This window comes from Streptomyces sp. NPDC006733 (assembly GCF_040636125.1).
In the GTDB taxonomy this organism is placed as follows: Bacteria; Actinomycetota; Actinomycetes; order Streptomycetales; family Streptomycetaceae; genus Actinacidiphila.
In genome coordinates, this window is record NZ_JBEYJD010000007.1 from 128,705 (window position 1) to 143,118 (window position 14,414).

The 14,414-nt window shown below is 72.8% G+C and carries 12 protein-coding genes and 1 pseudogene; 6 read left to right on the forward strand and 7 right to left on the reverse strand.

The genetic code is table 11. The annotated features are described in order from the left end of the window. The first annotated feature begins 1 nt into the window (after position 1). Complete coding sequence (locus ABZ721_RS09045; RefSeq protein ID WP_358788018.1) at positions 2-1,162, forward strand: glycosyltransferase; 1,161 nt, start codon at positions 2-4, stop codon at positions 1,160-1,162. Positions 1,163-1,191: 29 nt separating this feature from the next. Further along, entirely contained in the window at positions 1,192-2,679 is a 1,488-nt protein-coding gene (locus ABZ721_RS09050; RefSeq protein ID WP_358787946.1) for an O-antigen polymerase, read from the forward strand. On the opposite strand, the gene ABZ721_RS09055 is transcribed toward ABZ721_RS09050, so the two are convergent. The 3 genes from ABZ721_RS09055 to ABZ721_RS09065 form a co-directional block, all read right to left on the reverse strand. Then, positions 2,584-3,882, reverse strand: coding sequence for a hypothetical protein (locus tag ABZ721_RS09055; RefSeq protein ID WP_358787947.1), 1,299 nt, complete (start codon positions 3,880-3,882; stop codon positions 2,584-2,586). The two genes, ABZ721_RS09050 and ABZ721_RS09055, sit on opposite strands and share 96 nt — an antisense overlap. A 33-nt stretch (positions 3,883-3,915) precedes the next feature. Next, a complete protein-coding gene (locus tag ABZ721_RS09060) occupies positions 3,916-5,583 on the reverse strand; it encodes a lipopolysaccharide biosynthesis protein (protein WP_358787948.1) in 1,668 nt (555 codons plus the stop codon). A gap of 66 nt (positions 5,584-5,649) precedes the next feature. Beyond that, positions 5,650-6,921, reverse strand: coding sequence for a glycosyltransferase family 4 protein (locus tag ABZ721_RS09065; RefSeq protein ID WP_358787949.1), 1,272 nt, complete (start codon positions 6,919-6,921; stop codon positions 5,650-5,652). Positions 6,922-7,152: 231 nt separating this feature from the next. Here ABZ721_RS09065 and ABZ721_RS09070 point away from each other — a divergent pair, with 231 nt between their 5' ends. Continuing rightward, positions 7,153-7,608: an adenylyltransferase/cytidyltransferase family protein gene (locus ABZ721_RS09070; protein ID WP_358787950.1), complete on the forward strand. Its 456-nt coding sequence runs from the start codon at positions 7,153-7,155 to the stop codon at positions 7,606-7,608. Between the two features lie 63 nt (positions 7,609-7,671). On the opposite strand, the gene ABZ721_RS09075 is transcribed toward ABZ721_RS09070, so the two are convergent. Further along, entirely contained in the window at positions 7,672-8,436 is a 765-nt protein-coding gene (locus ABZ721_RS09075; protein ID WP_358787951.1) for a CDP-alcohol phosphatidyltransferase family protein, read from the reverse strand. Between the two features lie 123 nt (positions 8,437-8,559). On the opposite strand from ABZ721_RS09075, the gene ABZ721_RS09080 reads away from it, so the two are divergent. Together ABZ721_RS09080 and ABZ721_RS09085 are read left to right on the forward strand one after the other, a co-directional pair. Beyond that, positions 8,560-9,345 (forward strand): polysaccharide deacetylase family protein, encoded by a 786-nt coding sequence (locus ABZ721_RS09080; protein ID WP_358787952.1) that lies wholly within the window; start codon positions 8,560-8,562, stop codon positions 9,343-9,345. Then, positions 9,345-10,541 (forward strand): YncE family protein, encoded by a 1,197-nt coding sequence (locus ABZ721_RS09085; RefSeq protein WP_358787953.1) that lies wholly within the window; start codon positions 9,345-9,347, stop codon positions 10,539-10,541. The genes ABZ721_RS09080 and ABZ721_RS09085 overlap by 1 nt, the downstream gene beginning before the upstream one ends. 58 nt (positions 10,542-10,599) lie before the next feature. Here the strand turns inward: ABZ721_RS09085 and ABZ721_RS09090 are convergent. The 3 genes and pseudogenes from ABZ721_RS09090 to ABZ721_RS09100 form a co-directional block, all read right to left on the reverse strand. Further along, positions 10,600-11,682: pseudogene (locus ABZ721_RS09090) on the reverse strand (serine hydrolase domain-containing protein); the annotation flags it as partial. After that, a complete protein-coding gene (locus tag ABZ721_RS09095; RefSeq protein ID WP_358787954.1) occupies positions 11,648-11,845 on the reverse strand; it encodes a hypothetical protein in 198 nt (65 codons plus the stop codon). The gene ABZ721_RS09095 and the pseudogene ABZ721_RS09090, both read right to left, overlap by 35 nt. Before the next feature lie 17 nt (positions 11,846-11,862). Further along, positions 11,863-13,131, reverse strand: coding sequence for a multidrug effflux MFS transporter (locus ABZ721_RS09100; RefSeq protein ID WP_358787955.1), 1,269 nt, complete (start codon positions 13,129-13,131; stop codon positions 11,863-11,865). An 80-nt stretch (positions 13,132-13,211) separates the two neighbouring features. Between ABZ721_RS09100 and ABZ721_RS09105 the strand changes: the two genes are divergently transcribed. Beyond that, positions 13,212-14,372 (forward strand): Gfo/Idh/MocA family oxidoreductase, encoded by a 1,161-nt coding sequence (locus ABZ721_RS09105; protein ID WP_358787956.1) that lies wholly within the window; start codon positions 13,212-13,214, stop codon positions 14,370-14,372. The last annotated feature ends 42 nt before the right edge of the window (positions 14,373-14,414 follow it).

Here is a 14,414-nt window from a genome sequence, read left to right on the forward strand (position 1 = left end):
CATGCGGGTCCTGCACGTCGTCACCCTCCACACCCCCAGCCATGCCTTCGGCGGTCCGACGCGGGTGGCGCTCAGCCTCTCGCACGGACTGCGCGAACGCGGGGTGGACGCCCGGCTGGTCACCCTCGGCGACGAGTTCGACGGCCCCCTGCCGGACGAGGTCGAAGGGGTGCCGGCCCACCTGTTCCAGGCCCGGCACCTGATCCGGAGGTTCGGCGTCGCGGGGATCACCTCCCCGTCGCTGCTGGCGGGGGCCCGCCGGCTGGTGAAGTCGGCGGACGTCGTGCACGTCCACCTGATGCGGGACCTCGTCACGCTGCCGATCGCGCTCGCCGCGCTGCAGTGCGGCCGGCCGCTGGTCCTGCAGACGCACGGGATGATCGATCCGACCGAGCGGCTGCCCGCCAAGATCTCCGACGCGTTCGGCGTCCGGCGGGTGCTGCGGCGGGCCCAGGCGGTGCTCTGCCTGACCGAGACCGAGCGCCGCAACGTCAACGCCGTGGTGGAACCGGTCGAACTGACCAACACCGTCCGGCTGCCCAACGGCGTGCAGCCGCAGGGCGCGTACCGGCCGGAGCTGCGGGCCTCCGCGCACGGCGGGCCGCCCACGGTGCTCTACCTGGCCCGGGTGGACCTCGCCAAGCGTCCCCTCGACTTCGTCGAGGCCGTTCCCGGGGTGCTCGCCCGGCACCCGGGGGCGCGCTTCGTGCTCGCCGGACCCGACACGGGCGGCCTCGACGCGACCCTGGCCCGCGCCCGCGCGCTGGGGGTCGAGGGATCCGTGGAGTACGTCGGCGCGCTCGACCGGGCCCAGGTGTACGAGCACCTGCGCCGGGCGGACGTCTACGTCATCCCCTCCATCCAGGAGTCGTTCTCGCTCTCCGCGGCCGAGGCGATGTCGGTCGGCACCCCCGTGGTCGTCACCAGGACCTGCGGGCTGGCCCCCGACATCGAGGCGGCGGGCGCGGGCCGGCTCGTCGACAGCCGCGAGGAGACCGGGGCCGAGAACGGCGCCCGGATCGCCGGTGCCATCCTGGAACTGCTCGACCCGGCGGTGCACGCGGCGGCCTCCGTCGCGGCCCGGCGGCTGATCCATGACTCCTTCACCATCGACGCGATCGTGGACCACCTGCAAAAGGTGTACGCGGACGTGCGACGCTGACGGGGTAGCGGGAAAGGGGGACTGCGGCCATGACGGTTGTTGACACACGGGTGGCCGAGACGCGCACCAGGCGGCCCGAGGTGCCCGCGGTATCGCCGCGCGCCGTGCTCTCCCGCGCGCTGGCCGTGCCGCTGGTGCTCGGCCTGGTCGTCTTCCTGCCCGCCACCGTCGCCCTCCAGCCGGGCGCGGGCGTCCACGACGAGGCGTACTGGCTGCAGATCGCACTGACCTGCTACGCCGGGGCGCGGCTGTCGTCGATGATCCTCACCACCCGCCGCCGGCGGCTCATCCAGGGCTCGTTCTGGCTCTTCGTCTACGCGGCGATGGGCGTCGCCTCGCTCGCCCAGCTCGTGCTGGGCCGCGTCCCGACCCCGCTGGTCGGGCCGCGCAGCGACCTGTCGGCGGCCCTGGCGCTGACGCTCGTGGGCTGCGTGGCCTTCGACGTCGGTGTCCTGCTGGCCCGGCACCGCCCGGTGCGCACCGGGCGCAAGGAGCGCCCGGCGGCCTCGGTGAGTCCGCGCCGGCTCTACCTGCTGGTGGCGCTGGCGTTCGTGGCCAGCGGCTACTACGTCATGAAGCTCGGCGGCCCCGCGGTGCTCTTCAGCAGCCGCCAGGAGATCAGCGACACCCTCGCGGAGACCGGGGTGGCGACCGCCGGTTCGCACGCGGGCTCCGCCACGCTGCGCGGCTTCGGGACGGTGCCCGCGCTGCTCGCGCTGCTCTTCCTGACCCGCTGGCTGGTCACCTCGCGCATCGCGCGCCGGCGGCCGCTGCCGATCCTGCTGTGGATCGCCACCGCCGGGCTGAACATCGTCGTCAACAACCCGATCTCCAACGCCCGGTTCTGGTTCCTGACCGTGCTGTTCTCGATCCTGTTCACGGCGTTCCCGCGCAGCCCCGTGATGTACCGCTCCGCGCTGGCGCTGGGCGTCGTCGCGGCGCTGCTGCTCTTCCCCTTCATGGACCGGTTCCGCTACGACGCGGCCGACTACAAGCCCATGGAGACCAACTCGGTCCTGGAACCGCTGGCGCGCAAGGACTACGACCAGACGGTGATGTTCGCCAACGCGATCACCGAGGTGGAGTCCGGCGCGGGCCACACCTACGGGCACCAGCTGGCCGGTGCCGTCTTCTTCTACGTGCCGCGCTCCGCCTGGCCGGACAAGGCGCTGGACACCGGCATCATGCTCGGCCAGTGGATGGGCAACAAGAACACCAACCTCTCCTCACCGCTGTGGTCGGAGCTGTGGCTCGACTTCGGACCGCTCGGCATGACCGGCGGCTTCCTGGGGATCGGCTACCTGGCGGCGCGCGGGGACCGGCGGTACGCGCTGCGCACCGCGGACGGCGGGCGGCCCGGCGACATGACGGCCATCATCGTGCCGCTGATCGCCGGCTACTCCTTCATCCTGCTGCGCGGTTCACTTCTCCAGGCCTCCGGCCGGATCGGGATCGCCGTGCTGTGCCTGGCCATGGTGACGTCCTTCCGCACCGACCCCCGCAAGCTCCTGCGCTGACACCGAGGCGCTGACGGAGCCGATCCGCAGCCAGGTGGCGGCCGCCTTCGCGACGGAGCCGAGGCACAGGCCCCAGGCCGCGCCGAGGACCCCGCCCAGCGCGTAGCCGGTGAGCATGAACGCCACCGCCGCCAGGGAGAAGACCACCTGGATCGGGAGGGTGGTGCGCGGGCGCAGCACCCGCAGGGTCAGCAGCCCGCAGGTGCCGACCGCCATCGCGGTGTACTGGCTGCCGCTGGCGGGCAGCAGGTGGGCGGCGTTCGGCCAGGTGTCCCCGAGCAGCTGCCTGCCGATCCGGTCCGGCAGCAGGTAGAGGACGGTGGCCCAGGCCGCGGCGACGGCGGCCAGCACGGCGGCGAGCACCGCGGTGGCGCGGACCTGGCCGCGTACCCCCTGCTTGCGGTTCAGCAGCGGCGGTCCGAACGCCGAGGAGGCGTTGAACAGCACGTTCAGCGGTCCGAAGAGGGTGGTCGCGCCGCGCAGCGCGCCGACCGCGAGCGGGGTCGCGAAGAGTCCGAGGCCGAGGATCGCCAGTTGGCTCGATCCGTTGCCGACGCCGAACTCGACGACGAAGCGCTGCCCGAGGTGGCCGCGGCGGACGTACTTGCGCAGATCCGCCGGCAGGCCGCGCAGCAGCGGGGCGAGCAGGGCGACGGCGAGCAGCAGGGCGGGCAGGGCCGACAGGCCCCACACGGCGACCAGCCGGGCCGGGCCGGCCCCGTGCGGCTGCAGGGCCAGCGCGGGCAGCGCGACGGCGAGCCGGACGAGGTCGGCGAGGAGCGCGTAGTGCGGCAGCCGCAGCGCCGAGAAGCAGTACCGGATGCCGTCCTGGGTCAGGGCGATGGGCAGGATGAGCCCGAGGACGGCAAGCGCGGCGGCGGTGTCGCCCGGCACCAGGGCCAGCACGGCCGCGGCGGTGAAGCCGATGGCGGTCGACGCGAGAACGGTGAAGACCGCAGCCGACCGGCAGGCGGCCCGGATCACCCGGTCGTCGCCGCGCACCAGCACCAGGGCCTGCCCGACGTAGCTGACGCCGACGCCGAGCAGGATGGTGAAGACCATGTAGACCATGGAGAAGACGGCGAAACCGGCGGCGCTGGAGAGCCGTGCGGCGACCACCAGCACCAGGATGTTGGTGAGCGCCGAGACGCCCTGATCGGCGACCGAGCAGGCTATCGCGGCCTTCGGTCCCGGGACTCGCACCGGTTCACTCCCCCGGTGCCGCTGGGGCGGTGCTCATGAGACGGGGGACCTCTCGGGCTCCGGGACGACGGCTTCCAGCAGCGCGGTCGCCGGGGAGGCGGGGGTGTCGTCGGCGTCATCGTCGGGTGCCGGACGGCGAGCCGTGGGCTCCGCGCGGCGCCAGGGCAGCGTGAACCCGGTGTGGCCCGACGAGTGCAGCACCGCGCCGAGCACGGTGCCGCCGGCGCCGCTGATGAGTTCGCGGACCCGCTCCAGGTCGGCCCGGTGCACCTCGCGCGGGTCGCAGACCACCAGCACGCCGTCGACCCGGTCGACGAGCGCGAGCGCGTCGGCGTAGGCCAGCACGGCGGGCGCGTGGACGATGACCGCGGACTTGGGGGCGTCGGCCTCGGAGATCAGGCGGGTCGCGGGGACCGAGGTCAGGGCGCGGGCCACGTTGCGGACCCGGCGGCCGGGGACCAGGTCGAAGGAGCCCGACTCGCCGGCGTCGACGGTGATCTGGTGGCCGGCCGGCCAGCCGCCGTCGCCCACGGCGGGCGTACGGGCCCAGGCGGGCCGGGTGCCGTCGCCCGAGCGCAGCCGCTCGGCCAGCGTCGGGGTGCGCAGGTCCGCCTCGATGAGCAGCACCTCCATGCCGGTTTCGGCGAAGGAGGCGGCCAGGTTGACCGAGACGGCGGTGGCGGTCTCGCTGGAGCCGCGCGGCGCGACCACCAGCAGCCGCCGGCGGTCGGCGAACCGCTGGTCGTAGGCGAGCCGGAAGGCCACCGAGCGGTACGCCTCGGCGATCCGGCTCTCGGTGTTGCCCAGGACGAGCAGCGGGCCCGGCTCCCGGCCGTCGCGCACCCGCGGCAGCGTCCCGAGGACGGGCGCGCGCAGGGCGCGCGCCACGTCGCTGTCGGAGCGCGCCGCCGGGTCGAAGACCAGCCGCACCCAGGCGGCGAGCAGTCCGATGGCGATTCCGACGGCCAGGCCGAGGCCGAGGGCCATCGGCAGGCCGAGTCCGGCGGGCGAGGTCGGCGGGACGGCCGTGCGGATCACGTTGCCCGAGGTCGTGTCGAGGGCCTTCAGCTCGCTGATGTTGCTGTTGAGCTCGGAGATCCGGCTCAGCAGATTGGTCTGCGCGTTGGTGTTGGTGGCGACGCTGGACGGGTCCTTCTGCCGCTCGATCTGCTTGCGCAGCGCCTCGGACTGCTTCACCAGCGGGTCCAGCTGGGTCTTGTAGCCGTTGACCATGTTGTTGATGCTGGAGACGGTCTGCGCCTGCCGGTTGTCCAGGTACGCCTGCGTCAGGGCGTTGGCCCGGGCCGCCGCCTCGCGCGGGCTGCGGCCGGTGTACGCGAAGTCCAGGGCCGTGGTCTGCGGGGGGTTGGTCACCTGCAGGTTGGCGAGGAGTTCGGCGGCCGCCTCGGGCTGCCCGAGAGCCTTGGCGGCGCGCTCCGCGACGACGCCGCTGGCGGCCGTCTGCCGCTCCGAGCCCATGTTCAGGACCTTGTCCGGGGTGGCCCCGGTGGCGAACGGGTTCACGGACGCGGCCCGGACGGTGATCTCACTCGTCGCGACGTACTTGTCCGCTCCCGACAGTGCCAGTGCGGCGCCGCCGAGCAGTCCGATCAGTACTCCGGCCACGATCAGTGCCCGGTAGCGGATCAGCTGGCGGAACTGGTCCCGCAACAGGTCCGGTTCGTCATGCTGCTCGATCACGTGCGTGAAACCCCCTCAGGCGTGCGCTCCCCATGCGCTCGCTCATTATGCGCGTTCGGTGTCGGATCAGGTGTCCGAATGCGCGGGCTCCGCAATCGGGGCCGGTTCGGCGAATGGTACTGGTGGTGCCGGCGGGACCGGCGGGGTGGTGCCGAGTACCTCGGCGACGAGGGCGTCGATCCGGTTCAGTCCCGCGGTGCGGCTGAGGTGCGCGTCGGCGTAGCGCGGTCCGTTGGACCCCAGCCCCTCGGCCGCCTCGGGATCCTCGGCGAGCGCCAGGACCGCCTTCAGCAGCGCGTGCGGGTCCTCGGGTGCCACCAGGACGCCGGCGCCGGAGCGCAGCACCTCCTCGGCGGTGCCGCCCTCGGCGGCCACCGAGGCGACGACCGGGCGCCCGGTGGCGAAGTACGACGTGAGCTTGGAGGGGATGCTCATGTCGAGGACGGACGCCCTCTGGGTGACTGCGAGGACGTCGGCGGCGGCCAGGACGTCGGGGAAGTCCGCGTCGTCGACCGCCTGCATGAACTCCAGGTTGGGTATCCCGCCGGCCAGCTCGCGCAGCAGCTCGCGCTGGTTGCCGTCGCCCATCAGGACGACGCGGACGGCCGGGTCCAGCCGGGCGGTCTCGACCAGCACCTCCAGGCCCTGCTTGAGCCCCATGTTCCCGGAGTGCAGGACGACGGTCTGGCCCTCCCGCCAGCCCAGCCGGGCGCGCATCTCGGCGCGGGGCCGCGACGGGCGCGCCACGTGCGACCAGTTCGGGACCACGCGGATCCGCTCCGGCGGCACGCCGAGCGCGGCGACCTTGTCGCTGAAGCTCTCGTGGATGACGCCGACCAGCGTCGCGCGCCTCAGCACGTACGCCTCGACGGCGCTCGCCGCGGACGCGGCCCGGTCCCCGCCGCTGATGCCGCTCTGCTCGGCGGCGGCACCCATCAGGTCCTGCACGACCGGGACGAAGGGGACGCCGTGCCGCCGGGCGATCCGCGCCCCGAGGACGCCGCCGGCCAGGCTGGGCAGTTGCGCGACGACCACGTCGGGCCGGACGCGCGGCGGCGCGAGCAGGCCGTGCGCGAGCACCGACCCCTCGAACAGGGCGCGGCGCACCGCCGTCTGCCGGGGCGGCACGGTGTGCCGGCGACGGTGCACCGTCACCCCGCCGCGCTCCTCCTCGGTCCGCCAGACCCCCCGGTAGGCGGGGTCGGTCTCCCAGGCGGGGTAGTGCGGCATGCCGGCGAGCACCGCCACCTCGGCCCCGCCGGCCGCCCAGTGTTCGGCGATCTGCGTGGCGTACGGACCGATGCCGGTGTGCTCCGGCGCGTAATTGGTTGAAACCAAAAGCAGCCGTTTGTGACGAAAGGTGTCAAGAGCTGACACAACGCGCCCCCTTCCCCCCAGAAGTAACCAAGCGCCCACCCTAACTGTTCACCGCTGCTACATGTTGACGATTCCAGCCGGTCTTTCTTTCGCAAATCGTCGCTTAGTATCTGCGACGTCCGACTATCGTCGGAGACTCACATTCCGCCGGGGGCACCACCGGGCGGGGCAGTACGGCTGGGGGGTCGTTTCGTGGCACACCGTGTCGGCTACGCGCCAGGGGTCTACGACCTCTTCCACGTGGGGCATCTCAACATCCTTCGGCACGCCCGGAGCCAGTGCGACTACCTCGTCGCGGGGGTCGTCTCCGACGAGATGGCCGAATTGGCCAAGGGCCGCAGGCCCATGGTCCCGCTGATCGAGCGGCTGGAGATCGTCCGCAGCGTGCGCTTCGTGGACGCGGCCTTCGTCGAGACCGTCCCCGACAAGGTGGAGACCTGGCAGCAGGTCCGCTTCGACGTGATCTTCAAGGGCGACGACTGGCGCGGCACCGAGAAGGGCCTCCGCCTGGAGCGCGACTTCGCGGCGGTCGGCGTCGAGGTCGTGTACTTCCCGTACACCGTCCACACGTCCAGCACCCAGCTGCGCCGGGCACTGGACGTGCTCACCGAGCCCGCGACGCCGGAGAGCGCCGAGCTCCGGGGCTAGCGCTTCCGGCGCCCTCGGCTCCCCCGCGTCTGCGCGTCTCCGTGGATCGGGCGCTCCCACGGATCAGGCGGGTGCGCCCACGGCCTTCAGCTCGCGGAACCACTTCACCAGGAACGCCACCAGGAACAGCGCGTACACCGCGGCCAACACGGCGTAGGCGTACAGGAACGCCCGCCCGCCGCCCAGCACCAGGAAGACCACGCAGAAGACCCCGTAGTCGACGGGCAGCAGGCCCACCGCCCTGATCCGCGACGGGGCGGCCGGCACGGAGCCGGGCGCGGGCTTCGGCTTGAGCTTCTCGGTCAGCAGCCCGCCGACGTAGATGAGCACGGCGGCGAACTGGAACCCGAGCGGCAGCAGCAGCCAGCGCTCACCCGGCAGGTCGAAGAACCGGTAGAACGAGATCAGCACCGCGACGTGCACGCCGGTGATCTTCCCGCAGTCCACCACGTGGTCCAGCCACTCCCCCGCCGGACTGCCCCGGCGCAGCAGCCGCGCCAGCTGGCCGTCGGCCGAGTCGAAGGCGAAACCGACCACCAGCGCGAGGTAGACCGCGACCGACAGCGTCCAGGACGGGCGCACCAGCGCCACCGCCGCGATGGCGCCGTAGGTGAAGCCCGCGCTGATCAGCGTCACCTGATTGGGTGTCAATCCGACCCGGTAGGCCGCCGCCGCGAGCACCCGTCCGAAGGGCCGGTTGATGTAGCGCGAGTACAGCGACACCCCCTTGGCCGACTTCTGCGCCGTGCGCAGTTCTCGCAGCGCCGAGCCGAAACCGGCCTCGCGCACTGCCGTCGTGTCCACCACGTAGCCCCCCACGTCGTTCATCCCCATGACATGTATCTGTCGCCCGCGTACCGCGGGTGCACATCATGTCAGCCGACTCCGGCACGCGCCGCGCCGCCCCAATAACATCAAAAGATCGGGCATTGCACCCTAAAGTGATCCTCAATGTCCATGACCCGCCGTACCGTGCTGCAGGTCGCCGCCGCCGGAGCCCTGCTCACCGGATGCGCGGACGGCCGGCCCCCCGCCGCCGGGGCCTCGCCGGGCCCCGCGGCCAGCAAGGCGCCACCGGCGCACCCGTCCGCCTCCCCCCGCCCCGTGCCGCCGGCCCTGCCGCCGCTGCCCCCCGGGCTGCCTGCGCAGATCGAGCACGGGCCCAGAGACCGCCCCCAGGTCGCCCTCACCTTCCACGGCCGGGGCGAACCGGCCATCGCCACCGCCCTGCTCACCGAGGCGGAGCGGGCCGGGGCGCGGCTGACGGTGCTGGCCGTCGGCACCTGGCTGGACGAGCACCCCCAGCTCGCCCGCCGGGTGCTCGACGGCGGCCACGAGCTGGGCAACCACACCCAGACCCACGGCAACATCTGCGCCATGGGCGCGGCCGCCGCGACCGCCGAGATCACCGGCTGCGCGGACCGGCTGCGCAAGCTCACCGGCTCACCCGGACGCTGGTTCCGGCCCTCCCAGGCCCGGCTGGCCACCCCGCTCGTCGAACGCCTCGCCCAGCAGGCGGGGTACGAGCACGTCCTCGCCTACGACGTCGACTCGCTCGACTTCACCGAACCCGGGACCGGGGCCGTCCGGGCCAACGTGGCCAAGGACGTCGGCCCGGGGTCCGTGGTGAGCCTGCACTTCGGGTACGCCGGCACGATCGGCGCACTGCCCGGGATCCTCGACGACCTGAAACGGCGCGGGCTGCGCGCCGTGACCACGACGGAGCTACTGACCTGATGCGTCCTGTGTACCGCGCGCGCCGCGCCGCCCTGCTCGCCGCCGCCATCGCCCTGGCGACCGCCACCGCCGGCTGCGGGAAGGGCGGCTCGGAACAGCAAGCGCCCGCCCCCGCGGCCAGCAAGGCCCCCGCCGGGTCGGTCGCGTCCCAGGCCGCCGCCGCCCAGGGTCTGCCGGGCATGCCGCCGGTGCTGGACCCGAAGGACGTCTACGCGGCGGACCGCCCGGGCGCGCTCTCGCCCGTCGTGCGCGACTTCCCGTCCCGGGTGTACGTGCCGAACAGCAACGACAACACGGTGTCGGTGATCGACCCGAAGACGTACAAGGTCATCAAGACCTTCCCGGTCGACGAGCAGCCGCAGCACGTCGTCCCGTCGTGGGACCTCAAGACGCTGTGGGTCAACAACAACCGGGGCCACACGCTCACCCCGATCAACCCGGCCGACGGCGTGGTCGGCAAGACCGTCGACGTGCACGATCCCTACAACCTGTACTTCACCCCGGACGGCAAGTACGCGGTGGTGATGGCCTCGCTCGACCGCGAACTGGTCTTCCGCGACGCGCACACCATGGCGATCAAGAAGACCGTCCCGGTCTCCTGCTACGGCGTCAACCACGCGGACTTCTCCCCCGACGGCCGGTACTTCATCGTCTCCTGCGAGTTCTCCGGTGAGCTGCTCAAGGTCGACACGGCGAAGATGGAGGTCGTCGGGCAGCAGAAGCTGCCGTTCGACGGCGCCATGCCGCAGGACGTGAAGATGTCGCCCGACGGCAGCGCCTGGTACGTCGCCGACATGATGGCCGACGGCATGTGGGTGCTGAACGGCGACACGTTCTCCAAGCCGCGGCTGATGCCGACCGGCAAGGGCTGCCACGGCCTCTACGTCAGCCGCGACTCGAAGTCGATGTACATCTCCAACCGCGGCGAGGGCTCGGTGTCGGTGCTGGACTTCGCGACCGGCAAGCTCGCCCACAAGTGGCAGATCCCGGGCGGCGGCAGCCCCGACATGGGCGGGGTGTCCGCGGACGGCAAGGTGCTGTGGCTGTCGGGCCGCTACAACTCCGAGGTCTACGCGATCGACACCACCGACGGCCACACGATCGCCAAGATCCCGGTCGGCTCGGGCCCGCACGGGCTGGCCGTCTACCCGCAGCCCGGCCGCTACTCGCTGGGCCACACCGGGATCTTCCGCTAGGACTCCCGCAGCCCTCAGTCCGTCACTCCCTCAGTCCCTCAGTCCCTCAGTCCGCCAGGACGCTCCGGGCCAGGCAGGTCGCCGCCGCGGCCCGGGGCGCGCTGCCGTCGCGCCAGGTGCGGCTGGGGTGCACCGAGTTGGCGAGCAGCACCAGGAACGTGTCGGTCGCGGGGTCGACCACCAGGCTCGTCCCGGTGAAACCGCTGTGCCCGACGGCGCCTTTCCCGGCCAGCTCGCCCATCAGGTGCGGCTGATCCTTCTCGAACCCGGGGTAGGGGCCGCCGGCGTCGAGCAGCGCCCGGCAGAACAGGGCCAGGTCCCAGGCGGTGGAGAAGAGCCCCGCGTGCCCGCTGACCCCGCCGGCCGCGTACGCGTTCTCGTCATGGACGACGCCGTGCACCATGCCGCGGTCGAGCTTGCCCCAGGGCCGCCGCTGGTCCTCGGTCGCCGCGATCCGCGGCAGCAGGGCGGCGGGCGGGTTGTAGCCGGTGTCGGTCATGCCGAGCGGCCCGGTGATCCCCTCCGCGACCAGGGCGTCCAGCGGCTGCCCGGTGGCCCGCTCCAGCACCTGCTGGACGGTGATCAGGTTGAGGTCGGAGTAGATCCGGACGGTACCGGGCGGGTGCAGCGGCTCCTCGTCCCACAGCAGGCGCAGCCGGGTCTCGGGGGTGGGCAGGTCGTAGAACGGCAGCTCGGGACGGAAGCCGGAGGTGTGGTCGAGCAGCTGCCGGACGGTGATGCCCGCCTTGGCCGCGGCGGCTCCCGGGGCGGCGAACTCCGGAACGTACGAGGCCACCGGCCGGTCGAGGTCCAGCAGCCGCGCGGCCAGGACGGCCGTGAAGAGCTTGCTGACGGACGCCAGGTCGAAGACCGTGTCGGGCCGCATCGGCACCCACCGCTCCGGCGGCAGCTCCGCACCGCGGTCGGCGGCCGCGTCGTACCCCGCGTACCGCACCGCCCAGCCGATCGCCTCGTGCAGCGCCACGGTCCGGCCGCGCCCGGCGAGCACGACCGCGCCCGCGCACCAGGGGTGGACGGGCGACGGTTCCAGGGCCGCTCTCAGGCCGGGGACGATCCGCTGCAGTTCTCCGACGTCGAGGCCGGCCTCAGGGCAGGTACCTCTCGACAGCCGCGGCGCCATGTTCCTCCAGGTCCTTGCGGGCCCTCTCGATCCGGGCGGGCGTGGGTTCGCGGCCGGAGAGCATCACCAGGTCCTCGGGGTCGACCATGCTCTCGGACCCGGTGTGCAGCACGCTGTCCGCGGTCTTGAACGCCCAGCGCTTCTCATCGATCGGCTCGGACATCCCTGCCTCCTGACGATTTACGGTGCATCCACCCTACGACGCCACGGGCGGCACAGCCCGGCGAAGCAGCCGACGGCGATCAGGGCGCAGGCCACCTGCACCACCGCCATCGGTACGGCCGTGTGCTCGCCCGCGATGCCGACCAGCGGCGAGACGACCGCACCGATGAGGAACGAGACGGTGCCGAGCAGGGCGGACGCGGAGCCTGCCGCGTGCTTGGTGCGCATCAGGGCGAGCGCGTTCGTGTTGGGCAGCGCCAGGCCCATCGCCGACATCAGGACGAACAGGCCCGCCGCCATCGGGAAGAGCCCCACCCGTCCGAGCACCCCGGACGCCATGACCAGCAGCGCGACGGCGGCCGCGGTGATCACCGCGAGGCCCACCCCGAGCGCCCGGTCGAGGCTGACCCGGCCGATCAGCACCTTGCCGTTGAGCTGGCCGACCGCGACCAGCCCGATCGAGTTCACGCCGAAGAGCAGGCTGAACGTCTGCGGGGAGGCTCCGTAGATGTCCTGCACGACGAAGGCGGAGGCCGAGATGTACGCGAAGAGCGCGGCGAAGGCGAAGCCGCCCGCGAGCATGTAGCCGGCGAAGACGCGGTCCGCGAGCAGGGCGCGCATCGTGGCGAGCGTCTGGGCGAGGCCACCGCTGTGCCGGTCCTCGGGGGCCAGCGTCTCGTCCAGCTGCCGCCAGACCAGCAGGGTGAGCAGCACCCCGATCGCGGTCAGGACGCCGAAGACGCCGCGCCAGTCGGTCAGCCGCAGCACCTGGCCGCCGATGACGGGCGCGATGACCGGGGCGACGCCGGAGACGAGCATGAGGGTGGAGAAGAACCGGGCCATCTCGACGCCGTCGTACAGGTCGCGGACGACCGCACGGGCGATGACGATGCCCGCGGCGCCCGCCAGGCCCTGGAAGAGCCGGAAGGCGATCAGCAGCTCGGCGCTGGGCGCGAAGGCGCAGACGGCGGTGGCGAGGACGTAGACGACCATGCCGGCCAGCAGCGGCCGGCGGCGTCCCCACTTGTCGCTCATCGGCCCGACGACCAGCTGCCCGAGCGCCATGCCCGCCAGGCAGGCGGTGAGGGTGAGCTGGATGGTCGCGGCGGGGCTGTGGAGGGAGTCGGTGACCTTCGGCAGGGCCGGCAGGTACATGTCCATGGAGAGCGGGGCCAGCGCGGTCAGCCCGCCCAGCACCAGCGTGACGAGCCATCCCGTACGGCGCTGTGCGGTGAGCCGGCGCTCGTCGGATATGCGCGTGGCGGCGGTCGGGCCGGCTTCCTGCATGGGGCACCCCCGGTAATCGTTGAATCGTTGCCTATCCTTTCAGGCATTCGAACGTGGTCGAGACCTGGTGGAGCGGACGCATGGCGCACGGCGGACACGACGAGCATGGCGCAGACGCGGGACACGGCACAGCGGGTGTCTCCGGCACAGCAGGTGTTTCGGGCGCATCGGGCCCCGCCGGAGCGGAGGGCGGAGCGGACGGCGGTAGCGGTGGAGCGGACGGCGGTAGCGGCGGTGCGGGCCGGGAGCGGCCGATCCGCTGGGGGATCCTGGCGACCGGCGGCATAGCCGCCACCTTCACCGAGGCCCTGCTGACCCTGCCGGACGCCGAGGTCGCCGCGGTGGGCTCGCGCAGCATCGGCTCGGCGAAGACCTTCGCCGACCGGTACGGCATCGAGCGCGCCTACGGGAGCTGGGCCGAGCTGGCGCAGGACGACAGCATCGACGTGGTCTACGTCGCCACCCCGCACTCCGCGCACCGCACCGCCGCCAGGCTCTGCCTGGAGGCCGGCCGGGCCGTGCTGTGCGAGAAGGCGTTCACGGTCAACGCCCGCGAGGCCGAGGAGCTCACCGCCCTCGCGGCGGAGCGCGGCAGCTTCCTGATGGAGGCCATGTGGATGTACTGCAACCCGCTGATCCTGCGCATGCGCGAACTCGTGCGGGACGGCGCCATCGGCGAGATCCGGACCGTCCACGCGGACTTCGGGATCGCCGGCCCGTTCGCCGCCGACCACCGGCTGCGGGACCCCGCCCAGGCCGGCGGCGCACTGCTCGACCTCGGCGTCTACCCGATCTCCTTCGCGCAGCTGCTGCTCGGCGAGCCCGACACCGTACGGGCCACCGCGCACCTCACCCCCGAGGGCGTCGACGACAACACCGGCATCGTCCTGGGCTGGGACAGCGGCGCCCTCGCGCTGCTCAGCTGCTCGATCACCGCCGACACCCCGGTCACCGCGTCGGTCACCGGCACCACCGGGCGCATCGAGATCCCGCACGGCTACTTCCACCCCGAGCGGTTCACCCTGCACCGCGAAGGCCACGAGCCCCGCGAGTACCTGCTCTCCGAGGTCACCGACGTGCCGCAGCGCGACAGCATGCGCCACGAGGCGGCCGAGGTCATGCGGTGCCTGCGGGCCGGCGAGACCCAGTCACCGCTCGTGCCGCTGGCGGGGACGCTCGCGATCATGCGCACCCTGGACACCGTCCGCGAGCAGATCGGTGTGCGGTACCCGGGCGAGTGACGCGCGGGCGCCGGGCGCCGGGCGCCGGGCTTCAGGCTCTCC

Bases quoted from the DNA above. Each gene is read 5' to 3' on its own strand.
- ABZ721_RS09045 (WP_358788018.1), top strand. From the start codon at position 2: ATGCGGGTCCTGCACGTCGTCACCCTCCACACCCCCAGCCATGCCTTC.
- ABZ721_RS09050 (WP_358787946.1), top strand. From the start codon at position 1,192: ATGACGGTTGTTGACACACGGGTGGCCGAGACGCGCACCAGGCGGCCC.
- ABZ721_RS09075 (WP_358787951.1), bottom strand. From the start codon at position 8,436: ATGAACGACGTGGGGGGCTACGTGGTGGACACGACGGCAGTGCGCGAG.
- ABZ721_RS09080 (WP_358787952.1), top strand. From the start codon at position 8,560: ATGTCCATGACCCGCCGTACCGTGCTGCAGGTCGCCGCCGCCGGAGCC.
- ABZ721_RS09085 (WP_358787953.1), top strand. From the start codon at position 9,345: ATGCGTCCTGTGTACCGCGCGCGCCGCGCCGCCCTGCTCGCCGCCGCC.
- ABZ721_RS09095 (WP_358787954.1), bottom strand. From the start codon at position 11,845: ATGTCCGAGCCGATCGATGAGAAGCGCTGGGCGTTCAAGACCGCGGAC.
- ABZ721_RS09100 (WP_358787955.1), bottom strand. From the start codon at position 13,131: ATGCAGGAAGCCGGCCCGACCGCCGCCACGCGCATATCCGACGAGCGC.
- ABZ721_RS09105 (WP_358787956.1), top strand. From the start codon at position 13,212: ATGGCGCACGGCGGACACGACGAGCATGGCGCAGACGCGGGACACGGC.